Source organism: Ponticaulis koreensis DSM 19734 (assembly GCF_000420665.1).
GTDB lineage: Bacteria > Pseudomonadota > Alphaproteobacteria > Caulobacterales > Hyphomonadaceae > Ponticaulis > Ponticaulis koreensis.
The window spans coordinates 1,333,125-1,355,766 of record NZ_ATVJ01000001.1 but is presented as its reverse complement, the minus strand read 5'-3'; the positions used below and the strand labels follow the sequence as shown (position 1 = coordinate 1,355,766).

Here is a 22,642-nt window from a genome sequence, read left to right as displayed (position 1 = left end):
CCATGGTCAAATACGCCCTTCAATGTCTGTCCTGTCAGTCCCCGTTCGAAGCCTGGTTTTCAGGCTCGGATGCATTCGACCAGCAGAAGGAGAAGGGCCTCGTCACCTGCCCCGAATGCGGCAGCGCTGACGTGAAAAAGCAGATCATGGCGCCATCGGTGAGCGGCACCAAAAAGCGCGGCAACGCCGTGCCTGCAGCAGCTTCCACGCCGGACCAGAAAATGGCCGAGATGATGCGCGCCGTGCGCGATCATATCGCCTCCACGCATGAATATGTCGGTTCAGATTTCGCCAGGAAAGCCCGCGCCATGCATGAGGGCGAGGCAGAGGCCAAACCCGTCTGGGGCGAGACCACGCTCGAAGAAGCCAAAGAGCTGATTGAGGACGGCGTGTCTGCTGTCCCTCTGCCCGAAGCGGCGACACCGGCCAAACCTGTCGATCAGAAAAAACTCAACTAAAACACGCTTCGATGCGGAACCTTCATTCCGCAAGCGCATTTCTTCTCCATCAACTGATCCGCTCAGCACTGGAGAAAGACATGAAGAATTATCTGAAGATTGCCAGCATGTGCATTTTCGCCCTCGCCCTGACAGCGTGCAACACAATTGATGGTGCCGGTCAGGATGTTGAAGAAGCAGGCGAAACCATTCAGGACGCTGCTAACTAAACCCCTCTACGGAATTTCCCGTTCCTTCCAAACTGCACGCGCTTGTCATCCCCATGGCAGGCGCGTTTTTCTATTGCCAGCCGCCACGCACGCGCCAATATATCCAGCGTATCTATATCGGAGAGACGCATGAAAAACTGGATGAAGCTCGCAGCCCTCACACTCATCACGCTGACGATTGCAGCATGCAACACAGTTGAAGGCATTGGCCGCGATCTCGGCGAAGCTGGCGATACGATCGAAGACGCCGCGCGCAACAACCGCAACTAAGCGCTCGTGCCTGTGTCGTTGAAAGCAACACTTTGCGCGCTCGGGCTGACGCTCGGCCTTGCCGCTTGCTCCAGCGCGCAGGAGCCGCCCCGCCCTGACGGTTTTGTCTCTATCACAGATGCCGTGCCCGGCATCGCGACGGAAATCCGCTATTTCACCGATGAGAATTTCGTCGGCCGCCCGATCAATGGCTATGAGGCCCCGCTCTGTATTCTCTCCGTTGAGGCGGCAGAAGCTGTGGCTTCGGTTCAGGAAACGCTGTCTGTTTTCGGCCTCGGCCTGAAAGTCTTTGACTGCTATCGCCCGCAGCGCGCGGTCTCAGATTTTGCGGCATGGGCCGCAGACCCTGAGGATGTCGCGCGGCAGGCAGATTACTACCCGAATGTACCGAAAGACGAACTGTTCGAGCGCGGCTATATCGCCGAACGCTCCGGCCATTCACGCGGCAGCGCGATAGACCTCACACTCATCGACCTTGCCACCGGCGAAGAACTCGACATGGGTTCAGGCTATGACCTGTTCGATCCACTTTCCCACCCGTCAGACCCACGCCCTTCCGCGGAAGCGCGCGCCAACCGCATGCTGTTACAGCGGTTGATGGTGGAGGCAGGCTTTAATGCCCTCGACGAGGAATGGTGGCACTTCTGGCTCGCCGACGAGCCCTATCCGGACACGTATTTCGACTTCGTTGTGGAGTAGATCACCTGTCATCCCGGAATGCAGACCGCATATCGGTGACCCAGTAACATTATCACGCCATTTGCTGGGTCCCGGGTCTTCGCCCGGGATGACAATACTGGCCGGAGCGCTTCCCCCAACTAGGCGGACATGTACTTCCAGATAACGGAGTGCTGTTCACAAAATGCCCGAGACACAGAAACCGAACGCGAGGTCATCCGCTCAGAAACTTTCGGCGCTGTATCAATCACCATCATAACGGGCACAAAGTCATATCCGCGATGTTGCACTTCTTCACGATGAGCACTCAACTTCAATATATCTTTCGAAATCTCTGAGGGAGACAAACGCCCTCCTTCACGCTCTGATGCCTTAACTTCAATTGCCACCAACATATGTTCCAGCGTTTTTTCACGGTTTCGTCGGCGCCAGTCGCCCTCTATCTCAGGCGAAAAGATTACGATGTCAGGAATAGGCTCAAACCCGCCCCTGTATTTCTCATGCTTCGATAGATCGAACTCACGGAAAAGTTTTGAAACCGGGTCGGAAATCCACTGCTTAACATTCATCCCAAGCTGACCTCGGGGCACACCGCCAGCCATTCGTAGCGCATGATAAATCATCGCCTGATAATGAAGTTCTGCCCCCAAAACGGAGCTGCACTCCTCCTCGACCATGGGCCAGGCTTTTTCGATTGCCGAAAGCGCTGCTTCTGTTGTTCCGATCATGGCTGCGCATTCGCCCCCATCACCCGACCTTCCGGACCAGACGTTTCACCTCCATCATGAGGCGCTGAATGTCCTGATCCCGTGAGAGGCGGTGTTCGCCATCCTTGATGAGAATGAATTCCACATCGGCGGAGGCGAGCGCATCCTGCACTTTCAGCGCGTGGGTCCATGGCACATCCGGGTCGACTTTGCCCTGAAGGATGGTGACCGGCACGGAGAGATCAATCGGGTCATCCAGAACCGACCATTGCGCCCCGTCCACGATCAGCGAACGGGTAATCGGGTATGGCTCGCCATAAGGGGTCGGGCGCATCCACACGCCCTTTTCCATGATCTCTTTGCGCGCGCTCTCCGGCAGATCATGCCACATAAGCTTGGATGTAAAATCCGGCGCAGGCGCGATGAGCACCATGCCGACAACGCGCTCTTTTCGAGCCTTGGCGGTCAGCAGAGACATCCACCCGCCCATGGAGGAGCCAATCAGGATGAGCGGGCCGTCGGAAAGCTCATCAATCGCGGTGAGGCAATCTTCCCGCCAGCGCGAAATCGTCCCCTTTGCAAAGTCGCCCGAGCTTTCTCCATGGCCGAAATAGTCAAACGCCAGATAGCCAAGCCCTTCAGCCTCCGCGAGCTCTTTTACGGCGATGGCTTTGGAGCCTGCCATGTCGGAGTTGAAGCCGGAGAGCCAGACAAGCGTTGGTGAGTTGGCAGAGCGCTCAATCTTCGTGTAGGCAAGTGTTTCACCATCGGCGCGTGTCAGTGTCGGCATATCAGGCCTCATTTCAGGTCGTGTCTTTAGGGTCTTCATATCTTGGTTAAGCCTGGCCTCACCGTCCTGCAAGTCATTCCCGAGCTTGATGCAGGCGGCGCAGAGCGAACAACGCTTGAGATTACGCAGGCGCTGGTGAAAGCAGGCTGCCGGTCTATCGTCGTCAGTCAGGGCGGGCGTATGGAAGCCGAACTGGCCGAGCTGGGCGGCGAGCTGGTCAGACTGCCTGTGAAATCGAAATCACCGGCAAAGCTCTGGGCGAACCGTAAGGCGCTGATTGATGTTATCCGGCGTGAGAAGGTTGATATTGTCCACGCCCGCTCACGGGCGCCGGCATGGAGCGCGCTCTGGGCGGCGCGGGCGACCGGCGCGCATTGTGTCACCACCTATCATGGGGCGTATGGCGGCACATCGGCGGCGAAAACCCTCTATAATTCGGTGATGGCGCGCGGAGAGATCGTGATCGCCAATTCCTATTACATTGCAGACCATGTGAAGGCTGTGCACGGCGTGCCGGACGAGAAGCTGGTTGTCATCCAGCGCGGTGTAGACCTTGAAAGCTTTGACCCGGCAGTCATCGACAGCGCCAAAGTATCTGCCCTTCGTGCAGAACACACACCGGACGGCCAGCGCCTTGCCATTCTGCCGGGGCGGCTGACCGACTGGAAGGGCCAGAAAGTGCTTATAGAAGCGCTGTCTCTCCTGCCTCGCGAGGTGCTTATCGGCACACGGTTTGTGATGTTTGGCGATGCGCAGGGCCGCGATGAGTATGTTGCCGATCTCAAAAATGCGATTGGTAACTCAAATATTGACGAATTCGTTAGAATTTCAGGTCATTACACAGACATGCCTGCTCTTTATGCTGCGTCAGACATGGTGCTTGCGCCTTCCAAACGTCCAGAAGCCTTCGGCCGCGTCGCCGTGGAGGCTCAGGCTATGGGAAAGCCGGTGATTGCATCAGACCATGGCGGACAGCGCGAAACGGTGATTCCGGGTGAGACGGGCTGGCTCGTTCAACCTGATGATGCGGCTTCCCTTTCCCAGGCCATCCGGCAATGGCTTGAAATGTCAGAAGAAGACCTGTCTGGTCTGTCTGCAGCGGCGCAAAACTGGGCACGGAACAATTTTTCCACGGCGCTGCTTCAGGAAAAAACACTCGCTGTGTATGACAGGGTGATGCAAGAGGGGCCGAACTGATGGCGAAGGTCATCGAAAATCCGGGTGAGAGCGCGACGAAAGTGCTGATCATCAAGCTGAGTGCGCTTGGTGATTTCGTGCTGGCGATGGGCGCAATGCGCGCGATCCGCGATCACCACCCGTCTGCCCAGATTACCCTGCTCACAACTCCGCCTTTCGAACAGTTTGCCAAAGCGTGTCCGTATTTCGACCGTGTCGAGACGGATGGCCGCCCGAAAGATACCTCCAGCACGACCCGCATGCTGCGCCGTCTTCGCGCCGAGAAGTATGACATTGTCTACGATCTGCAGAATTCCGGCCGCACCAGCAATTATTATCAGGCGCTGCGCCCGCGCCCGCCGCTCTGGTCGGGTATTTCCAAGGGCTGCCAGTTCCCGCACAATACGCCTTACCGCAATGAGATGCACTCGATCGAACGTCTGGCCGAGCAGATCTCGATCGCAGGTGTCGGGCCTGCGGGCGGGTATGAGTTCGGCGATGTGCCGATGGAAGACTTTGAATGGCTGGAGTCGACACTGGGCAATCCGCCGCGTCTGCAGCCAGCTTATTTCTCTCTGCGCGGGCCGTATGCCCTGCTCATTCCGGGCTCGTCTGCGCACCGCGTCGCCAAGCGCTGGCCGGAAGAGCATTATCTCGAAATTGCTAAATGGCTGTCCGAAGCTGGCATTACCCCTGTCGTGATTGGCGGTAAGGCCGAGAGCGAGATCGGCAATATGGTGGCGCGCGGTGTGCCGGGGGCGAAGTCTCTCTGCACGCGGACGGATCTCTTCCAGGTGGCCGCGCTCGGGCGTCACGCGACACTGGCAATCGGCAATGATACCGGCCCGATGCATATGGTCACTTTGGCAGGCTCTCCGGGGGTCGCTCTTTTCGCGACGAGCGAGTCGAGTCCGGACCTTGCACGCCCGCGCGGCAGCAATGTCATCGTGGTAGAATCCGATATTCTGGAAAATGTGAGCCTGAACGACGTGAAACAGGCTATTTTAGGCCTTGACGTCCTGCCGAAAACTTGAATTTTCCGCCAGATCGGTCATATTCTTTCCAGCAGTAACAACATTAGGAGCATCTGCCATAGCACGTCGACCAATGCCGGCTAAGCCGCCGCAAAAATCCGGACCGCGTATCAATGAGGACATTCGAGTCTCACGCGTCCTTCTGATTGATGAAAACGGAGACAAACAAGGGGAAATGCCAATCGCTGCCGCGCTCGAAGCTGCGTCGGAAGCCGGTTTGGACCTTGTTGAGGTGTCGCCTAATCAGGAAGTTCCGGTTTGTAAAATTCTCGACTACGGCAAGCTCCGGTTTAACGAGCAAAAGAAAAAAGCTGAAGCTCGTAAGAAACAACGCACCGCAGACCTCAAAGAAATCAAGATGCGTCCGAATATCGACACGCACGATTATGAGGTAAAAACCAAAGCTATGAACCGCTTCTTTGAAAGCGGAGACAAAGTCAAAATCACACTGCGTTTCCGCGGCCGTGAAATGGCACACCAGCACCTCGGCATGGAACTGATGCAGAAGGTAAAAACAGACTTTGATGAAGTCGCCAAAGTCGAGCTCGAGCCAAAGCTTGAGGGTCGTCAGATGATTATGGTCATGGCACCGCGCTGATAGAGCGCAATATTTCAGATCAGAATCCCCGAAACGCGCGAAGAAATTCGCGCGTTTTTGCATCGCAGGACTACTTTAAGCCGCATATACAAGCCGGGCACTTTTCAATTGATAGAAAGCCTCTGGGTGAAATGCTATCAATCTGCGCACGGAGGGTGTGATGCTCGAGGGACATTTCTGGGACCTGATCGACGAAGGCGCGAGCTATGATGAAGTGGAAAATGCACTTCTTGAGCTGGCGACCCCCTATGGCGTTGAAGTCGTGTCCTGCCTCGAACTGCGCGCCCCGACAAATGACAGCTCCCCTTTCATCGGCCGTATGTTCGGCAAGCGAGACGGCGAATACCTCACACGGTATCGCAAGCTAAACCTCGCCGAGCATGATGTTGTGGTTCAGCATGTCCCCCGCACCGAAGCTGGTTTCTATTGGGGCGATGTAAAACACAAGGCCGTGACACGCGAACAGAAGGACGTGTTCTCCATCGCAGCCGAACACAACATGAAAGATGGGCTGGTTTCGCCCTTTTATGGCATGAACGGCAGGATCGGCTTTACCGGATTCTGGGGCGTCGAACTTTGCAAGGATCCACGCACGCGTCGCCTGCTCGATGCCGCGGGACACGAGCTCTATCGATACGCCTACAGAAAAGCTGCCGAAGATGGCGAAGCGGCAGAAGTCCGCGACACGGTAGATCTGACAGACCGTCAGCTGGAAGTTCTTTACTGGGCTTCAAAAGGCAAAACGGACTGGGAGATGGCCCAGCTCCTGAAAATCGCAGAGCCTACCGTGAACCGACACGTAGAGATGGCCAAGAAGCGTATTGGCGTCCGGTCCCGTACAGAAGCGGTGCATTACGCACTGATGCACAGGCTCATTCGCCCGTTCTGATCCGGTTTTTACCACTTGTGTTTTCGGGTGCAGCACCTCACCTTCAGAGGCAGACATTTCGTCCGCTTGTGAGAGTTACCTATGCCTATCGATCCGACCCTGCAGGCCTTTCTGAACTCTTTTAAACTGCCTGACCTGTTCAAACCGGACTTCACACTCACTGATTTTTCCAAGGCGGACTGGAAAGAAACGACCGATCGTCTGCGGCAGAGTTTTTATCGCAGCACACGCTCGGTCGAGAGCGATGCCCCCCAGCTTGCACAGACAGATAATATCATCGTCGATGGCGCTGAAGGGCCGCTTAAAGCCCGCGTCTACACACCATTAGCGGCTGGTATCGGCCAGCAACCAGCCATCCTCTTCTTCCATGGTGGCGGCTTTGTGGTAGGCGATCTCGACAGTCATGAAATGATCTGTATTCGGCTGGCGCATGCCTCGCGGTGTCGTGTCATCTCCATCGACTACCGCCTTGCGCCTGAGCACAAATTCCCGTGCGCGCATGATGATGCGATTGCGGCCTATGACTGGCTTTTGCGCCGTGCAAGGGACTTCTCGATCGATCCGGAACGGGTCGCCGTTGCCGGTGACAGTGCAGGCGGCAACCTTGCCGCGTTCGTCAGTCAGGAAATGGTCCGGCGCGGCGGAAACGAGCCAGCTTTCCAGCTTCTGCTGTATCCGCTCGTCCAGTTCGTGGACATCAAATCGCGCGGCCTGACCTTTCAGGAAGGCTTTTTCATATCGCCCGGCCTGTTTGATTTCTTCAAGACAAGCTATGTCGGCGAAGGTGAAGACGCCGACGCGATGGACATTCGTGTCTCTCCCCTATTCGCGCCGGAAGCAGATTTCAAGGGCCTGCCGCCTGCGCATGTCGTTCTATGCGGCTGGGACCCGCTCAATGCGGAAGGTCGCGCCTATGCTGATAAATTAGCAGCCGCAGGCGTGCCCGTAACGGTCAAAGAACACCCTGGCATGGTTCACGGCTTCATGAATTTGACGGCTGTTTCTGTACCGGCTCGCGACGCCATTGCAAACGCCGGCGAGATTGTCGGTAAAGCGCTCGGCTCGCTCTGATCCGGACATGAAAAAAGGCACTCCCGAAGGAGTGCCTGAGTCATATCTTAACATGGAGAATTTGGTTCACCCGCGCCTTTCGGAGCGGATGAACCGGATGTCGATCAATTAGAAGCGAGCACCGAAGCTTACTTTAACCGTACGACCGAACGGGTTGTGTGTGTACGGATCGTAAGGAAGGTCGAACTGTGCAGATGGAGCATCTTCGTCGAAGACGTTCACGACAGACAGACCGAAGTTCAGGTTTTCGCCAACTTCCGTTGTGTAGAACAGGTCAACAGTCGTCTGAGAGTCAATCTCGGAGTCGTCACGATTGTTCAGCGGTGTAATGTCGCCGCGCTCATCGTCATAAGACGTGATATGGCGGAGAACCGCACGAACATTGTTGTTACCCCATGGTGCGTCGAAGTTGTAGTTCGCGAACAAGTTCGCTTTCCACTGTGGCAGAGAGCGAAGGAAGTTCGACCGGTTGAACTGGCCAACCACATCGCCGCCGGTGATCGTGCGGTCTTCTACCAGGAAGTCACCGACTTCATAATCGAAGATGTATGTCGCTTCACCACCGAGTGTGAACTCACCACCGTTTGGCATACCGAACCACGTGTTCTCGACACGAAGGTCAATACCAGATGTTTCGATGTCCGGGCCGTTGATGATGTTCGTTTCGATACGAGAGATCGTAGACGCCGACGGTGCAGTCGGATCATTGAACTGAATACGGTTCAGGATTCCGTCATCGTCGGTTGTCGCCGTGGACAGAGCCTGAACAGCCGCATTCACGATCGGGTTGTGGTCTTCCACAATGATCGGATCAGTGAAATCGAAGCTGTAGAAGTCGGCAGATGCGTAGAAACCGCCTTCTTCGAAGATAGCACCGATATTGTAGCTGAATGCAGATTCGGGGTTCAGGTTCGCGTTACCGAATGTATCAACCGCTTTAAATGCGGATGTCGGCGCAATGAACTGAAGCGTCGTTGCACGACCAGACAGCTGGTTCAGAGACGGACCACGGAAAGAGGTCTGAGCCGAGCCACGGATTGTCCACTGGTCTGTCGCCTGCCAGCGGGCTGCGAATTTCGGGTCGAAAGTCGAACCAACTTCGCCGCCGTAATCCTCGTAACGCATAGCCAGCTGAACATCGAGGTCTTCGAAAAGAGGAACCTGAAGTTCGCCGAACAGAGCGTAGATTGTCTGGCTCTCATCAAACTGGTTTGTACCAGCGAGGAATGAGAATGGACCATTGCCGGATGGACCTGGAGTGATCGCAAGGTCAGTGATCGGGAATGGATCAACCTTGTAAGATTCACGACGGATCTGCATGCCTGCAGCCCAGCCAACAGCGCCGCCAGCAGCCTGAACACTGCTCGTTCCGGAAAGAACGGCATCAAATGTCAGAAGGCTTGTTTCTGCTTCGATACCATTGCCGTCAATCAGCCAGTCAGCCAGCGTTGCTGAGTTCGCAACGGATGGATCATAGCCTGGGTTCGCTGTGCCTGTAATTGCACCAGCCGGGATCGCGTTGGAGAACGGGTTGTAGTACTCACACGCACCAGCGCCCGCAGTCAGGGAACCTGTGTAACCCGCTGCGAATGGTTGTGTGCCTGTTGCAGGGTCAAAGCCGGTCACAGGGTCTGTACAAACACCAAAACCTTGCAGAGCTGCTGTCAGGCCCACAATGTAGGCATCAGGGCTCGCACGTTCAGCTGTTGTCTGAGAGTAGCCAAGACCAACATCCCATGAGATGCCGTTCTCGAATTCACCCGTCAGATCACCAGCAAGGCGGAGCGTGTCATAGTCACGATAGCCTTCACCAGCACCGCTGGCTGTGCCCGGGTTACCGCCCCAGCCGAATACACGACCAATGAAGAGTGCACCAATGCCTGCATCAAGTGGGGTACCAGGGTTTGCCGCGATATACGACTGATAGCCTGGATGGCTTGCTGGTACGAACTGGCTTGTCAGAACCTGTGGCGGGTAAGACGGAGACGTCTTCCAGCTTGGAACTTCAGTCGACGCATAAAGCGCTTCAAGATGAAGATCGATACCGCTCGCGAGTGTTGTGTTGAATTCGGAGAAGATGTTCAGACGCTCTTCTTCCTCAACGAGGTTGCCGAACTGAGTGAACTGGAACCGGCAGTCACCGACGGTCGGGTGAAGCTGACCACCAACATCAAGACAGCCATTATCGACATGTGTGCCGATTGGCGTACCAGTTGCACCGATAACGACATAACGGCCCGGGTTAGACAGAGACGAATAACCGGCGACTTCGTTTTCAGTGATCAGCGGTGTGCCGATCGTATCGAGGTTGGAAGCTTCTGAACGGAAGTCATAGCTGACTGTTGTAACCCAGCTCGAATTCTCGCCCTGCCAGCCATAAGACGCAGACAGGTTATACTCGCCGTCTGTGCCTTCGAACGTCTGGTAGCTACCGTTTACGGCGAAACCATCAAGGCTGTCGTTTGTGATGAAGTTCACAACGCCTGCAATCGCGTCAGAACCATAAAGAGCGGCCGCGCCGTCTTTCAGGACTTCCACACGAGCAATCGCCGCAGATGGAATGTTGTTTGTGTCGACGAAGAGCTGTGCCTGCTCGCCGATACCAAACGGCGAATAAGTCTGACGACGACCATTGATCAGCACGAGTGTACGTGCAGGACCAAGACCACGCAGGTTGATGTTTGATGTACCTTCGATACCGTTAGAACCAAACTGGTTCGTTTGACCGTCAACACCGGAGGATACCCCCAGGTTACGGATCAGCTCGTCGATACGCGGATTACCTTCGAGTTGAAGGTCTTCAGCAGAAAGTACGTCTACAGGCAGCGCCGCGTCTTCCGGCGTACCCGCGATGAAGGAACCCGTAACAACAACAGTTGTCTGACGTGCTTCTTCGTCCTGTGCAAAGGCCTGCGGGCTGCCGATAAGCAACGCTGCTGCAGATGCACCAAGCAAAAGTTTAGAAAAGTCTCGCATTTCTCTCCCTCGTAATTCTTGAGTATAATACTCTGATATCGCCCACTTTTCGGGACGTTCGGGGATGAAGAGTATGCCGGGATTAAAACTTGGAAAGGCCGAATATGTTTTGCAGCGCACAACCGGTATCGAAACTTAGTTCCAAAATATGAAACAAATTATTCTTCTTGAGAATAAGCAGAATAATTTTTAAGTATAATCGAAAAAGCAGTGAGAAATACAGTTTAAAATGAAGTTAAATACTCCCTTTACTGCACTTGGAAATGATTTCGCAGATGCAGTAGAGCCTGCGAATTTTCCAGAACTAGTGTTGCGATATCGCAACAATCGCGCATTGAATAATACTATTCTACATAGTCTTTCAGCCGAAAGCTGGCTGAATCACTTCGGTAGATTTGCGCCTTTGCCGGAAAATCAGCCCAAACCGCTTGCCATACGGTATCACGGCCATCAGTTTCGGTCTTACAATCCGCAGATCGGTGACGGGCGCGGCTTCCTCTATGCGCAGCTGCATGATGAACATGATCATCTTTATGATTTAGGCACTAAAGGCAGCGGCCAGACACCGTATTCACGCAGCGGAGACGGGCGTCTCACACTAAAAGGTGGTGTTCGTGAAGTACTTGCAACAGAAATGCTTGAAGCAAGCCATGTACCTACATCAAAGACTTTAAGCCTCATCGAAACGGGCGAAGAGCTCTACAGAAACGATGAACCGAGCCCCGCCAGATCCTCTGTTCTGGTACGCGTTCAAAGAACACACGTCCGGTTTGGAATATTCCAGCGCCTCGCCTTTTACAAAGATGCGGCGAATATGGAGACGTTGCTGGAATACTGCAGAACCCACTTTTTTGACGAAATCGACGCGGCCCCTGCCGCAGAGCTCGCGCCTCTGCTGCTGACCGAAATCACAAGGCGGACAGCGAATATGGTCGCAAGTTGGATGGCGGCCGGATTTGTCCATGGGGTCATGAACACCGACAATATGGTCGTGACGGGCGAGACCTTCGACTTCGGCCCTTATCGTTTCCTTCCGGTGTCCGACCCGAAGTTCACAGCAGCCTATTTCGATGAATGGGGGCTCTATGCCTTTGGCCGACAGCCTCAAGCGGCAATATGGAATCTGCAACAACTGGCTGGCGCGCTTACGCTGGTAGCGGAAGCTGAAGACATTTCTGAAAGCCTTGGCGCGTTCGAGCTGGCCTACCAGACAGCGCTCCGGGACCACACCTTCTTCCAGCTGGGTCTACTCCCTGAACATCTGGAGACCGATCTCAACTTCCTGACCGAGCTGTTTGGCTGGATGACGGAAAGCCAGGTGCCATGGCACCAGTTTTTCTTTGACTGGTTCTGCGGGGAGTTAAGCGAGACGCGCGCCAGTAACAGCCCGTCAGCGGAGCTATACGCGCGCGAGGACTTCGGGACGGTGCGCGAATATCTGCGCCATTACAAAGCCGACCGCCCGGAGCGACTGGCACATCCATACTTCCAGCGCTCAGCTCCGGAAACGCTCCTGATCGACGAGATTGAAACCCTGTGGTCCGCAATTGCTGACAATGATGACTGGTCTCTGTTCGAGGCCAAGCTGAACGGTATCACAGAAAAAAGACAAGCCCTGCTGGGATAGCAGGGCTTTTCTTGAATTACATGTCGTCCGGTAGGATCAGGCTTTCGCCTTCACCGTCGCAAACTGAGGCGCGATGGTGAAGTTACGCGCCAGCTTCAGCTTCTCCATGACGAGGAAAAACGTACCGTTATAATCGAAGATACGGTTCCAGAAGCCACGGCGTGGCAGGTGGAGAATAGACACCGGCTGATCATGGTGGTGATCATGGAAGGCTTCGCCGCCTGTCAGCAGAGCGAGAAAATAGGTGAACCATTTCGGCATCGCCAGATGGCCGAAAACGTTGATGCCCAGAACCGTTGCGTGGAACTGGATCGCGCGACCGATTACAACAGATGCGTGGATCAGAAGCGTGATGATAAGATCACCGCCCGCCATCCAGACAATGCCATAAATGATCGCTGGGAGCAGGAAGTGCACGACGGCGGCCAGAAGGTTGTAGTTCTTGTCACACACGCGAATGATGACGTTGTTCTTCAGCCAGAGCGGCATAGGGCGCTTCAGGTCTTTCTCGTCGCGGAACAGAATCCAGCCGACCCATGCCCAACGCTTACTTTCAAACGGGTTATGCGGGTCGCCCGGCTGGTCTGCAAAGCGGTGATGCTGTGAGTGGTAGTTGATCCAGTCTTTGATAGAGCCCTGCATCGCGATCAGAACGTTGATCATGACGATAAGCTGCGCAGGAGCTTTCAGCTCGCCGGCTTTGTGCTGCCAGACGCGGTGAAGACCACCGATACCGATATTGCAGATGAACACTGTCAGCGCGATCACGCCAACAACGATAGGGGCGTAATACCAATGGAGCTGGACGCTTTCCATCAGAAGGCCCGAAATGATTGCTGCTGTCATGCCAATGATGCCGAGTGCCGGATACAGAAAGGCTGAGAACAGGCTGCCGAAATCAAAGTTCTTGAATGATTTCGGGATAGCGAGGGAGCGCGGCAAAATCTGTCGCTGTTCTGACATTATAAATATCTCTCTCTTCATCGAATTTGGTTGGAACTTCAGAAAATCAGACCTCCCTGATCCGTAATTCTGAAAACCATTCTCAATGCCAAAATGCCGAAATTTGACGCGTGTGTCATCTTTAATTTTCGGTCATGCGGCGATTTTTAGCGCTTCCAGACCATAGCTGCGGCGCAAGTTCAACTGCCCCGCGCAGCTTGTTCAAACGCACGTCATCGCAGCCCTTGAATCTTCTCATAAAAGCGCGTGCTTAGACCACCCATTATACATTTCCTGATTATGGAACCCATCCATTAAGCAATTGTTCGATCTTGCAGCCCTCCTATGCGAGCCGACAGCTTTACTTCTGCCCGGAAGTTTCATTTGGTCAGAGTAGAAAACCGAAAGGATTAAACTTGGTTTCCGAGCTTCACTCTCACGCTGCGCGACTTGACGGTCTGGACTTGACCACATTGGCCGCCGCGCGTTCCGGCGAAACGCTGGATGCTTGCGGATGGCATATTGATCTGGCGCGCCAGAAGCTGGATGCCGAAGCAGATGCTGCGCTTCTGGAGTTTGCAGCCGAGCGCAAAATCTCTGACGGCATTTCCCGCATGTTTAGCGGCGCGCATGTGAATGTGTCCGAAGACCGAGCTGTCATGCACTGGGCGCTGCGCGTTCCGCCGGAGAAAGCGACAGGACCGGCTGAGGACGTTCAGGCGTCTCTTGAGCCTGTCATGGCCTTCGCCGAGAAGGTCCGCGACGCCAAGGTGCTGCGCGGTATCGAGACCGTTCTGCATATCGGGATTGGCGGGTCCGACCTAGGCCCACGCCTGCTCTATGATGCATTCTCGCAGACACATCTGGGCGCAATTGATGTGCGTTTTGCCTCAAACATAGATCCGATGGATCTGGAGCGCGCGCTAGACGGCATTGATCCGGCCACAACTCTGGTGATCGGCATTTCCAAGTCCTTCTCTACCGAAGAGACCAAATACAATCTCGATCGCGCGCGTGACTGGCTGAAGAAAAGCCTCGGCGATAAATGGTCATCTCATCTGGCCATCGTCACAGCCAATCCGGACAAGGCCAATGAATGGCTCGGCATTCAGTCGGACCAGTTGTTCGGCATGGCAGACAGTATTGGTGGACGCTTCTCTTTATGGTCGGCTGGCTCGCTCAGCTGCGTCATCGCATTCGGGTCCGACTGGTTCAAAGCGCTACTGTCTGGCGCGCATGCCATGGACGAACATTTCCGCACAGAAGACCTCAAGACGAATATTCCGGTACGCCTCGCGCTCATCGACTATTGGAATATGACTCTGCGCGGCGTGGAGTCAGAGATGGTTCTGGCCTACTCAAACGCGCTGCGTCTTCTGCCGTCTTATTTGCAGCAACTGCTTCTGGAATCGAACGGCAAGCAGGTCTCACCAGATGGCACGGCCATCCCTGCGCGCTCCATCGTGGCCCATTGGGGCGGTGAAGGCTCTATCGGCCAGCACTCCTTCCACCAATGGCTTCACCAGGGCACCAGCAATCTGGCGGCAGAGTTCATTATCGCGACGATTAAGGGCTCTGAGCCAAAGGGTACGGCATCCCTGATTGCGCACGCGCTCGCCCAGTCCGAAGTCCTGGCAAACGGCTATCGCGATGATGACATTGCTAAAGAGGAACCGGGCCTGACACCGGAAATCGCAAAGCAGAAGGTTCTGCCGGGCGGCAAGCCTTCGATGATCTTTGCGTGCCGTGATTTTACGCCCGAAACCCTTGGTGCGCTGATCGCCATGTATGAGCACCGCGTCTTCGTGGGCGGCATGCTCTGGGGCGTTAACAGCTTTGACCAATGGGGCGTGGAGCGCGGCAAAAAGCAGGCCGGAGAAATCAGAGAAGCTTTGGTAGAAGGCAAGCCATGCGCTGATCCGATCACGCAGGGCTTAGTCACTTACTTCAGCTGATCTCTACCGGCCAGTTATCGAGATACTAGGGTATGTCACGGATCAGAACTTCCGAAGACGCCGTGAAAACATAGCTAACCTCCGGAAGAAGAGGGATGGTGGGCTGGTAAGCGTAGTCGATACTGATATCGGCATACGTCTCACCGTACTTCTCAATGAGCTGGACAGTTGGCGTGAAGGTTCCCGCCAATGTTGTCCCCAAATTGCTGGCTATAAGAGCCTGAATGTCGTGTGCCGTCGGATTGTCCATTGTATAGGCGATCCGCGCGACACGCTCGGTCGTATTCTGCGCCTGCTGCAGGCCAAAAAAGCCCACACCAATATAGAACACGCTCAGCACAAAGCCGACGATAACCGGAAAGACAAACGCAAACTCCACCGCGGAGACACCGCGCCTGTCCTTTGTGAAGCGGAATATTTGGGTCTTCAGAAGACCATAAGCTGAGGCACTCATCTCAATCTCATGACGATCTGTTTTTCCAGGGTATATTCCTGCCCCAGAAAATCATTGGAAGTAGACGTGACATCGATTTCTGCGAGTACACGCGCCCTGCTCCGGTCAGGACAAGTCATCGAACAGAGGGGCGCCTCATCCGCCGCTTCAGCCGTGAAGCGGGTAAAGAAAGGCTGATCCGTCTGAACATCTCCTCCGGAGTAATTCTGCGGACATCCGCAAAAAACATCGAGTTCTGTAATCGTGAGCGTCGCGCTGGACCGATAAGCGTCCGAGAGGACAAAGCGCGCCGTCTGCACGAACTGGCCCGGTGTAAATTCATAAGTGCCATCGACCATTTCACGGGTCGGCTGGAAACCACTCATGTCACCATCCAGAACCTTGTCGGCAAGATAGTATGCGGATGCTGTCACCGCCGCATCAAGACGCTGGCGGTCGAGCAGTTTGAAGGAATACGATATCGCAGACATCGCAATAGCGATGGCGATCGGAGATATCAGTGCAAACTCGGTTGCCGATATCCCGCTACGATCCTTGAAGAAAGCCTTAAGGCTTGTCCACATCGTAACTAACTAGCCGATAACAATACACCGGAGCGACCCAGAATTTCACGCACACCCAACGCCGAACACTGGGCGTTGGTAAAACTTGAATTGCCTGTCAGATTGACCTGGCGCGCAACGAGGTGAGTACACCCGCTATCGCTGCTCGAGCCTCCGACATAGTTGACTGTCTGATTTGGAAAATAGAGCGCGCCTTCCAGACGGCTGTTTGCTTGCCCGATCAGGTTCACATCCAGCGTTGTCGGCTGCGTTTCACGGTCTGCAAACATGATCAGACCGGAATATTCTCCGCTTGTTTTTGCGGTCAGGTCCACAAGACCGCCATTTGGCAGATCAATCGTACCGCCATTCACAAAGATGAGTGTTACGTTCTCGCCAAACAGACCCGCATTGCTGGACCGCAGAGTCACAGACACGCCATCAATGATGAAGGTGCCACCTGCTTCCAGATATATTTCACCGTTCGTTCTGATGTCCGCGCAATACCGGCCAGATGCCATCGTCATGGACCGACGCGCACCATGGCCCGGTGTCTGACACGGCATCAGATCTATACCTGTTGGAGCGTCCACATCGTCATAAGGATCAGACGCGCGACGCCAGCCGGTTTTCACCGCAGGGCAGCTATTGAGCGTGATATTTGCCTCACCGTAAACGCCGCCAGACACATAGGCACACGAAGACGTCAGCGTACTGGAGCCGTTCAGATCGAGCCCGTTCGGGTCGATAGAGTTCGATTGCACTGCACAGTCCGGAATACCGACGTCTGCTGTACCAGTAATATTCAGCGCGGCTGGCTGGATCGGGTCCAGCGCAAGAATGCATAGCGGCTCGATCGGCTCGATGATCAGCGCAGTTGCCTCACGTGTCAGATCAACATCACCGCCCATAAAGAGAGATGAGAAGAAGTGGCTCTGTCGCTGCGTGACGCTTACCTGCACGCCCTCTTTGCCAGCATGATTTCCGGAAGCGACGGGTGTGTTGATTGTGATGGTCGCATCCGCGATATCAAGGCCATTCTCATGGAGCATGCCCATCGCCGCAAACTGTAGCGCGCCAACATCATCGGTGAGATAGGTTTCATGTGCTGCGGCAACGGCGGCAGCATCTGCTGCCAGCTGGAGGCGCTGACCGCTCATGCGCCACATGCCGAAATCGGTCGCGAGAGCGAGCCCGCCGACAATCATGGGAAGAAGAAGCGCAAAAACAATCGCAGAGTTCCCGGCGTTATCCGCCCGGAGCTCACGCAGACGCACTGCGCCTGTTATCATTCTGGCCTCTGGTCTGCCCACTTTTTTGTCCACACCGCTTATCTGTTCTCGGTTGAACGAGCATTTTGGCAGCGCGGATTTAAATCATTACTTTCGGAGAACCATGAATTTTAATCTTCGATATAAACCCGCGTTAAACATAAATTCGCGGCAGAGACATCCAGTCTGCCCCGAAAGCCGCTGTTGGATGATGTCATCTCATGACGCTATATCCGTCTTAAGCAGTACCATCCCCACAGGAACGCATTCGCGATATGAAAATCACTTATCTGGGCCTCGGCGCTATGGGCGCACGAATGGCAGAAAACCTTATTAAAGCAGGCCATGAGCTGACGGTCTGGAACCGGACGCCAACGACCGCTGATCCGCTTATTTCACTGGGCGCAAAGCCCGCGCTAACGCCAAAAGACGCCGCGAAATCGGCAGACATCATCATTTCCTGTGTGCGCGATGACGAGGCTTCAAAAGCGGTCTGGCTGGACGATAGAAACGGCGCCATTCACGGCATGAAGGCGGATGCCATTGCCATTGATAGCTCAACACTAACCATTGAATGGGTTAAGGCGCTGGGCGCGACATTCGCTGAAAAGTCCTTGGCATTCCTGGATGCGCCAGTGCTCGGCTCCCGCCCGCAGGCAGAAGGCAGACAGCTCATTCACGTCGTTGGTGGCGAAGAAAATGTTTTCGCAAAAGCGCGAACTGTTCTCGCTGACATGGGCGGCGCACAGCATCTGATGGGACCGGTCGGAACAGGCGCTGCAATGAAGCTGATGATCAATTCCATGATGGGCGTTCAGGTGACCGCCCTCGCCGAGCTTCTGGCCGCCACAGAGAAAGGCGGTATTTCTAAAGCCCGCGCGGCAGAAGTGTTCGGCTCTACAATTGTCTGCTCACCACAAATGAAAATCGTCTCCGGCCTTATGGCACGGGGCGCGCACAGCCCGCTCTTTCCTGTCGAGCTGATCGAGAAAGATCTCGGCTATGCGGTGAAGGAAGCTGGCGCCGAAGACGCCTTGCCCGTAACCAGTTCTGCGCGGGACGTTTTTACAAAAGCGCTGGAGGCCGGTGATGGCGACCTCAATATGAGCGCTGCCGAGAAGCTTTACTGATTTCCGGCTTACCCCGCCCGCTCTGCTGACGGGGTTTTCTTTCCATTCCCATCCCACACGAAGCCGTGAACCAAACGTGACGGCTTCCCCACTTCCAATAAATAAACGACTGGTCTATTTTTTATTCATGGCACGCACACGAAACGATAAAACCTACACCGCATCCTATGACCGGCTCATCGAGACGGGCCTGATCCTGTTTCGCCGGAACGGCTTTGATGCGACGGGTATTGGCGAGATTCTCGAAACGAGCGGTCTGCCAAAAGGATCATTCTATCACTACTTTCGCTCCAAAGAGGCGTTCGGCCTCGCCGTGGCGGATGTCTATCACCAGAATCAGATGCGGTTTGCCCGCTCGATTCTCAGCCGCGCGGATGCGCCAGAACTCGACCGGTTGCGCGAGTTCTTCAGCGAAGCGCATCTCATCTTCGAATCCATGAATTTTTCGGAAGGCTGCCTGATGTGCAATCTTTCGAACGAACTCGGCAGCCAGAATGATGCCTTTCAGGCTGCGCTTTCCCGATACTGGAAAGAGCTGTCTGCCGAGATCGAAACCTGCCTGACGCCGGACGTTCTTAGCGAACTCGGCCTTACCCGGCTCACGTCGACAGAAGCCGCAGACGCCCTTCTGAACGGTTGGAGCGGTGCGCTCACACGCATGAAAGCAGAGCGTACCGAAGCCCCACTAACCCTCTTCAAGAAAACCATGTTGAAGGACTAACTCCCCCCATGACTTCCCAGGTCTCCTCCCCGAAAACTGTACTTATCACCGGCGCCAGCCGCGGCATTGGCCTTCTGACGGCCAAGTCTCTTCTCACCAAAGGCTATCATGTGTTTGCAGGCATGCGTGCGCCCGAAACCCGCAATCAGAAGGCCGCATCAGAGCTGCAAGAACTGGCGAATACCAATCGCAGCAAGCTCACAATTCTCGACCTTGATGTTGCAAGCGATGAGAGCGTCGAGCGCGCCGTGGCAATTGCCCTCTCTTATGGTCAGCTGGATGCGCTGGTGAACAATGCGGGCGTTATGCCGGTCGGCATTACCGAAGCTTTCACCATGACGCAGATCAAGGATCTGTTCGAAGTGAATGTGTATGGCGTTGCCCGCACCGCCCGCGCGGTTCTGCCAGCCATGCGCCAGAACGGTTCCGGCATCATCATCAATCTCAGCTCAGCGGCCGGGCGTCTGTCGCTGCCATTCTTCGGCATTTATTGCTCCAGCAAATGGGCGATGGAAAGCTATGTGGAAACGCTGAACATCGAGCTGGAAGGCTCCGGCGTTGAGGCGGTGATCGTACAGCCAAGCGCGCACCGTACTGACCTTGTCGCGACCTCACCTGCCCCGAACGATACCGACAGGGCGACAGCCTATGGCACGATGTCAGAAGGCGGCGACCGCATGCTTGGCATGTTCCAGTCTGCCTTCGACCAGAATGCCGACATCAACGATGCGCAGAACGTTGCGGACGCCATTCAGCGTCTGATCGAGCAGGATGGCCCGCGCCCTGTGCGCACCGTGGTTGGTGAGGATATGGGTGTCGACGGCATTAATCAGGCCGTCGCGCCGTTCCAGAACGGTCTGATCGACGAGCTGAAAACGGTCTACGCACCGGCGTAGGCATCGGTGCCAGAAAAAAAGCCATCCCTCGCGGGATGGCTTTTACTTATCCTATAAAAACTCGCCCTTGAGCGCGTCTTCGATCAGGTCGGCAGTCGCGTCGACCCCATAGATCGCGATGAAGCCACCAAAGCGCGGCCCCTGAGACTGACCAAGGCAGACCTCGTAAATTGCCTTGAACCAGTCGCGCAGATTTTCAAAGTTCTGAGACTTACCCGCCGTGAAGGTCAGCGTTTGCAGGTCTTCACCCGTCACCGGACCATCATAGTTGCGCAGGAGCGAGACCAGCTCTGCCAAAGCCGCACGTTCCTGATCGGTAGGCGCACGATAAACCTTCGCAGGCTTCACGAAGTCCTCATAGTAAGCGAGCGCATAGCCGACCAGATGGTCGAGGAATGGCGCATTCTCCGGCGTCGCGTCCGGCGCATACTTGGTAATGAAGCCCCAGATCAGCTCTTTAGAGTTCGCATTCGCAGCCGACACAAGGTTCAGGAGAAGCGCAAAGCTCACCGGCACGTTCAGCTGAGGCGGCTTACCACCGTGAATGTGCCAGACAGGGTTTTCAAGCTGCTTGGCAGGCTCTTCAGCATGATACTTCTCAACGAAGGTGAGATACTCGTCCACCGCCTTCGGGATCACATCGAAATAGAGTTTCTTTGCCGCGCGCGGCTTCTGCCACATAAAGAGCGCAAGGCTCTCCTGCGGGGCATATTTCAGCCATTGCTCGACCGAAATGCCATTGCCTTTCGACTTGGAGATTTTCTCGCCTTTTTCGTCGAGGAAGAGCTCATAGACATATTGTTCTGGCGGGCGCTCACCGAGGATGCGGCAGATCTTGGAATAGATCGGCGCATTCGCCTGGTGGTCCTTGCCGAACATCTCAAAATCGACGCTAAGCGCCGCCCAGCGCATGCCGAAGTCCGGCTTCCATTGAAGCTTTGCATTGCCACCCGTGACGGAGATGGTGACGTCTGAACCGTCTTCATCCTCGAATGTGATCTCGCCTTTGGCCGCATCAACATTCTTCATCGGCACGTAAAGCACGCGGCCCGTGGTCGGAGAGATTGGCAGGAATGGCGAATAAGTAGCGCGGCGCTCCTCACCGAGGGTCGGCAGCATCACATCCATAATGTCCTGATACTTTTCCGCAGCGCGCAGAAGCATCGGGTCATAAGTACCGTTCTTGTAGAGCTCGGTTGCGGACGCGAACTCATACTCGAAGCCAAAACTGTCGAGGAAGGCCCGCAGGCGCGCATTCATGTGCGCACCGTAGCTGTCATGCGTGCCAAACGGGTCTGGCACATCTGTCAGCGGCTTTTGCAGATACGCTTCAAGACTCTCAGGGTTTGGAACTGTTGGCGGCACTTTGCGCATGCCATCCATATCGTCTGACACACAGATGAGGCGCGTCGGGATTTTGCCCTCAGTCAGCGTTTCAAACGCGACGCGCACCATCGTCGTGCGGACGACTTCACCAAACGTGCCGATATGTGGCAGACCGGACGGGCCATAGCCCGTCTCGAACGTGACCGGACGCGTGAGCGGTTTGCCCTGTTTTTCCATCTGCTCGACGCGCTGTTTAAGCTTCTGCGCCAGCTCGAAAGGCCAGGCTTTAGCATTCGCTGCGAGAGTGGAAATGTCGGTCATTTTATGGGTTTGCCTTTAGTGATTAAACCAAGCGCGGGAGTTAGGCCTGATGGGGCTTTGGGTCAAGGTTTTACAGTGTATCGGCACGATAAGATGAACGCATCAGCTCAGTCGGCTGAGCTGCTCTGTATCCGCATATTGCTGGAACCTGACGATCTTGTCGCCATCCACCGTCCATGAGTGCACGGCCTGACAGTTCAGTGGCTCGCCTGTCGCCTTATGTGTACCAAAATAGCGACAGATCACGACCACGCGGTTACCATCAGCAATGAACTCCTCTGGCTTGGACGCAAATCCATCGAAAATCTCGCGCAGCCTAGCGAACACACCTTCAGCAATGGCTGCTGCGCCAATATATGGATTTCGGTCCGCAAGCGGATTTCCTTCCGCCTCGTTCCATTCGATATCATCCGCCAACAATGCGAAAGCTGCTGGCGGGTTCCCGTCTTTCAAATGTCCATAGAATGACTGCACGAGTGTTCTGGATGCTTCTGACATGAGCTTATGTCCTCCCTGTTTGCAGGAACGAACCCCAGAACGCTCTGAAACACAACACTTCAGCCATCATAGTGAACCTGTCTTAACATCCACCCCACCAGCA

Annotated in this window: 23 protein-coding genes; 14 read left to right on the top strand and 9 right to left on the bottom strand. The window is 55.1% G+C overall.

All coding sequences use genetic code 11. The features are described from left to right. Window positions 1-2: 2 nt before the first annotated feature. From G523_RS0107110 to G523_RS0107090, 4 genes are all read left to right on the top strand, one after another. Window positions 3-458, top strand: coding sequence for a DUF1178 family protein (locus G523_RS0107110; protein WP_022694347.1), 456 nt, complete (start codon window positions 3-5; stop codon window positions 456-458). An 80-nt stretch (window positions 459-538) separates the two neighbouring features. After that, a complete protein-coding gene (locus tag G523_RS18405; protein WP_081648793.1) occupies window positions 539-667 on the top strand; it encodes an entericidin A/B family lipoprotein in 129 nt (42 codons plus the stop codon). Between the two features lie 129 nt (window positions 668-796). Next, entirely contained in the window at window positions 797-937 is a 141-nt protein-coding gene (locus G523_RS20640; RefSeq protein WP_022694344.1) for an entericidin A/B family lipoprotein, read from the top strand. An 18-nt stretch (window positions 938-955) separates the two neighbouring features. Beyond that, on the top strand, window positions 956-1,636 hold the full coding sequence (locus tag G523_RS0107090; protein ID WP_022694343.1) for a M15 family metallopeptidase: 681 nt from the start codon (window positions 956-958) through the stop codon (window positions 1,634-1,636). Window positions 1,637-1,755: 119 nt separating this feature from the next. On the opposite strand, the gene G523_RS0107085 is transcribed toward G523_RS0107090, so the two are convergent. Both G523_RS0107085 and G523_RS18400 read right to left on the bottom strand, forming a co-directional pair. Beyond that, the gene (locus G523_RS0107085; RefSeq protein ID WP_022694342.1) at window positions 1,756-2,343 is read right to left on the bottom strand and encodes a hypothetical protein; all 588 of its coding nucleotides are present in this window, start codon (window positions 2,341-2,343) and stop codon (window positions 1,756-1,758) included. Window positions 2,344-2,362: 19 nt separating this feature from the next. After that, on the bottom strand, window positions 2,363-3,112 hold the full coding sequence (locus G523_RS18400; protein ID WP_022694341.1) for an alpha/beta hydrolase: 750 nt from the start codon (window positions 3,110-3,112) through the stop codon (window positions 2,363-2,365). A gap of 42 nt (window positions 3,113-3,154) precedes the next feature. Here G523_RS18400 and G523_RS0107075 point away from each other — a divergent pair, with 42 nt between their 5' ends. The 5 genes from G523_RS0107075 to G523_RS0107055 all read left to right on the top strand — a co-directional run bounded on the left by G523_RS0107075 (window position 3,155) and on the right by G523_RS0107055 (window position 7,880). Then, window positions 3,155-4,309 (top strand): glycosyltransferase family 4 protein, encoded by a 1,155-nt coding sequence (locus G523_RS0107075; protein ID WP_022694340.1) that lies wholly within the window; start codon window positions 3,155-3,157, stop codon window positions 4,307-4,309. After that, window positions 4,309-5,322, top strand: coding sequence for a glycosyltransferase family 9 protein (locus G523_RS0107070; protein ID WP_022694339.1), 1,014 nt, complete (start codon window positions 4,309-4,311; stop codon window positions 5,320-5,322). Before G523_RS0107075 ends, G523_RS0107070 begins: the two co-directional genes overlap by 1 nt. A 73-nt stretch (window positions 5,323-5,395) precedes the next feature. Beyond that, window positions 5,396-5,920 carry a translation initiation factor IF-3 gene (gene infC, locus G523_RS0107065; protein ID WP_022694338.1) on the top strand — a complete coding sequence of 175 codons (525 nt, stop codon included), beginning with the start codon at window positions 5,396-5,398 and terminating at the stop codon, window positions 5,918-5,920. A 160-nt stretch (window positions 5,921-6,080) separates the two neighbouring features. Beyond that, entirely contained in the window at window positions 6,081-6,809 is a 729-nt protein-coding gene (locus tag G523_RS0107060) for a helix-turn-helix transcriptional regulator (RefSeq protein ID WP_022694337.1), read from the top strand. A gap of 81 nt (window positions 6,810-6,890) precedes the next feature. After that, window positions 6,891-7,880 carry an alpha/beta hydrolase gene (locus G523_RS0107055; protein ID WP_022694336.1) on the top strand — a complete coding sequence of 330 codons (990 nt, stop codon included), beginning with the start codon at window positions 6,891-6,893 and terminating at the stop codon, window positions 7,878-7,880. A gap of 108 nt (window positions 7,881-7,988) precedes the next feature. Here the strand turns inward: G523_RS0107055 and G523_RS0107050 are convergent, their stop codons facing one another. Beyond that, entirely contained in the window at window positions 7,989-10,856 is a 2,868-nt protein-coding gene (locus tag G523_RS0107050) for a TonB-dependent receptor domain-containing protein (RefSeq protein ID WP_022694335.1), read from the bottom strand. A 229-nt stretch (window positions 10,857-11,085) separates the two neighbouring features. On the opposite strand from G523_RS0107050, the gene G523_RS0107045 reads away from it, so the two are divergent. Continuing rightward, window positions 11,086-12,483 carry a protein adenylyltransferase SelO family protein gene (locus G523_RS0107045; protein ID WP_022694334.1) on the top strand — a complete coding sequence of 466 codons (1,398 nt, stop codon included), beginning with the start codon at window positions 11,086-11,088 and terminating at the stop codon, window positions 12,481-12,483. A 36-nt stretch (window positions 12,484-12,519) separates the two neighbouring features. Here G523_RS0107045 and G523_RS0107040 read toward each other — a convergent pair whose 3' ends face one another. Next, on the bottom strand, window positions 12,520-13,446 hold the full coding sequence (locus G523_RS0107040; RefSeq protein WP_022694333.1) for a fatty acid desaturase family protein: 927 nt from the start codon (window positions 13,444-13,446) through the stop codon (window positions 12,520-12,522). 395 nt (window positions 13,447-13,841) lie between these two features. Between G523_RS0107040 and pgi the strand changes: the two genes are divergently transcribed. After that, window positions 13,842-15,380, top strand: coding sequence for a glucose-6-phosphate isomerase (pgi, locus tag G523_RS0107030; protein WP_022694331.1), 1,539 nt, complete (start codon window positions 13,842-13,844; stop codon window positions 15,378-15,380). Window positions 15,381-15,405: 25 nt separating this feature from the next. On the opposite strand, the gene G523_RS0107025 is transcribed toward pgi, so the two are convergent. The 3 genes from G523_RS0107025 to G523_RS0107015 are packed head-to-tail and all read right to left on the bottom strand — an operon-like array spanning window position 15,406 to window position 17,668. Continuing rightward, window positions 15,406-15,834: a TadE/TadG family type IV pilus assembly protein gene (locus G523_RS0107025; protein ID WP_022694330.1), complete on the bottom strand. Its 429-nt coding sequence runs from the start codon at window positions 15,832-15,834 to the stop codon at window positions 15,406-15,408. Further along, window positions 15,831-16,397, bottom strand: a complete 567-nt coding sequence (locus tag G523_RS0107020; protein ID WP_022694329.1) for a TadE/TadG family type IV pilus assembly protein — start codon at window positions 16,395-16,397, stop codon at window positions 15,831-15,833. Before G523_RS0107020 ends, G523_RS0107025 begins: the two co-directional genes overlap by 4 nt. Window positions 16,398-16,402: 5 nt before the next feature. After that, the gene (locus G523_RS0107015) at window positions 16,403-17,668 is read right to left on the bottom strand and encodes a TadE/TadG family type IV pilus assembly protein (RefSeq protein ID WP_022694328.1); all 1,266 of its coding nucleotides are present in this window, start codon (window positions 17,666-17,668) and stop codon (window positions 16,403-16,405) included. Window positions 17,669-17,922: 254 nt separating this feature from the next. Here G523_RS0107015 and G523_RS0107010 point away from each other — a divergent pair, with 254 nt between their 5' ends. The 3 genes from G523_RS0107010 to G523_RS0107000 all read left to right on the top strand — a co-directional run bounded on the left by G523_RS0107010 (window position 17,923) and on the right by G523_RS0107000 (window position 20,394). Continuing rightward, window positions 17,923-18,777, top strand: a complete 855-nt coding sequence (locus G523_RS0107010; RefSeq protein ID WP_022694327.1) for an NAD(P)-dependent oxidoreductase — start codon at window positions 17,923-17,925, stop codon at window positions 18,775-18,777. A gap of 127 nt (window positions 18,778-18,904) precedes the next feature. After that, window positions 18,905-19,498, top strand: coding sequence for a TetR/AcrR family transcriptional regulator (locus tag G523_RS0107005; protein WP_022694326.1), 594 nt, complete (start codon window positions 18,905-18,907; stop codon window positions 19,496-19,498). An 8-nt stretch (window positions 19,499-19,506) separates the two neighbouring features. Continuing rightward, complete coding sequence (locus tag G523_RS0107000) at window positions 19,507-20,394, top strand: SDR family oxidoreductase (protein ID WP_022694325.1); 888 nt, start codon at window positions 19,507-19,509, stop codon at window positions 20,392-20,394. 51 nt (window positions 20,395-20,445) lie between these two features. Here G523_RS0107000 and G523_RS0106995 read toward each other — a convergent pair whose 3' ends face one another. Together G523_RS0106995 and G523_RS0106990 are read right to left on the bottom strand one after the other, a co-directional pair. Then, complete coding sequence (locus G523_RS0106995; protein WP_022694324.1) at window positions 20,446-22,041, bottom strand: lysine--tRNA ligase; 1,596 nt, start codon at window positions 22,039-22,041, stop codon at window positions 20,446-20,448. A gap of 102 nt (window positions 22,042-22,143) precedes the next feature. Next, the gene (locus tag G523_RS0106990; protein WP_022694323.1) at window positions 22,144-22,539 is read right to left on the bottom strand and encodes a nuclear transport factor 2 family protein; all 396 of its coding nucleotides are present in this window, start codon (window positions 22,537-22,539) and stop codon (window positions 22,144-22,146) included. Window positions 22,540-22,642: the final 103 nt, after the last annotated feature.

What these genes read in the sequence shown, in the direction of transcription:
- G523_RS0107040 (WP_022694333.1), bottom strand. Translation starts at nt 13,446, where the DNA reads ATGTCAGAACAGCGACAGATTTTGCCGCGCTCCCTCGCTATCCCGAAA.
- G523_RS0107110 (WP_022694347.1), top strand. Translation starts at nt 3, where the DNA reads ATGGTCAAATACGCCCTTCAATGTCTGTCCTGTCAGTCCCCGTTCGAA.
- G523_RS0107055 (WP_022694336.1), top strand. Translation starts at nt 6,891, where the DNA reads ATGCCTATCGATCCGACCCTGCAGGCCTTTCTGAACTCTTTTAAACTG.
- G523_RS0107085 (WP_022694342.1), bottom strand. Translation starts at nt 2,343, where the DNA reads ATGATCGGAACAACAGAAGCAGCGCTTTCGGCAATCGAAAAAGCCTGG.
- G523_RS0107000 (WP_022694325.1), top strand. Translation starts at nt 19,507, where the DNA reads ATGACTTCCCAGGTCTCCTCCCCGAAAACTGTACTTATCACCGGCGCC.
- G523_RS18405 (WP_081648793.1), top strand. Translation starts at nt 539, where the DNA reads ATGAAGAATTATCTGAAGATTGCCAGCATGTGCATTTTCGCCCTCGCC.
- G523_RS0107050 (WP_022694335.1), bottom strand. Translation starts at nt 10,856, where the DNA reads ATGCGAGACTTTTCTAAACTTTTGCTTGGTGCATCTGCAGCAGCGTTG.
- G523_RS0106990 (WP_022694323.1), bottom strand. Translation starts at nt 22,539, where the DNA reads ATGTCAGAAGCATCCAGAACACTCGTGCAGTCATTCTATGGACATTTG.
- G523_RS0107005 (WP_022694326.1), top strand. Translation starts at nt 18,905, where the DNA reads ATGGCACGCACACGAAACGATAAAACCTACACCGCATCCTATGACCGG.
- G523_RS0106995 (WP_022694324.1), bottom strand. Translation starts at nt 22,041, where the DNA reads ATGACCGACATTTCCACTCTCGCAGCGAATGCTAAAGCCTGGCCTTTC.
- G523_RS0107015 (WP_022694328.1), bottom strand. Translation starts at nt 17,668, where the DNA reads ATGATAACAGGCGCAGTGCGTCTGCGTGAGCTCCGGGCGGATAACGCC.
- G523_RS0107025 (WP_022694330.1), bottom strand. Translation starts at nt 15,834, where the DNA reads ATGAGTGCCTCAGCTTATGGTCTTCTGAAGACCCAAATATTCCGCTTC.
- G523_RS0107060 (WP_022694337.1), top strand. Translation starts at nt 6,081, where the DNA reads ATGCTCGAGGGACATTTCTGGGACCTGATCGACGAAGGCGCGAGCTAT.
- G523_RS0107020 (WP_022694329.1), bottom strand. Translation starts at nt 16,397, where the DNA reads ATGTGGACAAGCCTTAAGGCTTTCTTCAAGGATCGTAGCGGGATATCG.
- G523_RS0107045 (WP_022694334.1), top strand. Translation starts at nt 11,086, where the DNA reads ATGAAGTTAAATACTCCCTTTACTGCACTTGGAAATGATTTCGCAGAT.
- G523_RS0107070 (WP_022694339.1), top strand. Translation starts at nt 4,309, where the DNA reads ATGGCGAAGGTCATCGAAAATCCGGGTGAGAGCGCGACGAAAGTGCTG.
- G523_RS18400 (WP_022694341.1), bottom strand. Translation starts at nt 3,112, where the DNA reads ATGCCGACACTGACACGCGCCGATGGTGAAACACTTGCCTACACGAAG.
- G523_RS20640 (WP_022694344.1), top strand. Translation starts at nt 797, where the DNA reads ATGAAAAACTGGATGAAGCTCGCAGCCCTCACACTCATCACGCTGACG.
- G523_RS0107010 (WP_022694327.1), top strand. Translation starts at nt 17,923, where the DNA reads ATGAAAATCACTTATCTGGGCCTCGGCGCTATGGGCGCACGAATGGCA.
- infC (WP_022694338.1), top strand. Translation starts at nt 5,396, where the DNA reads ATGCCGGCTAAGCCGCCGCAAAAATCCGGACCGCGTATCAATGAGGAC.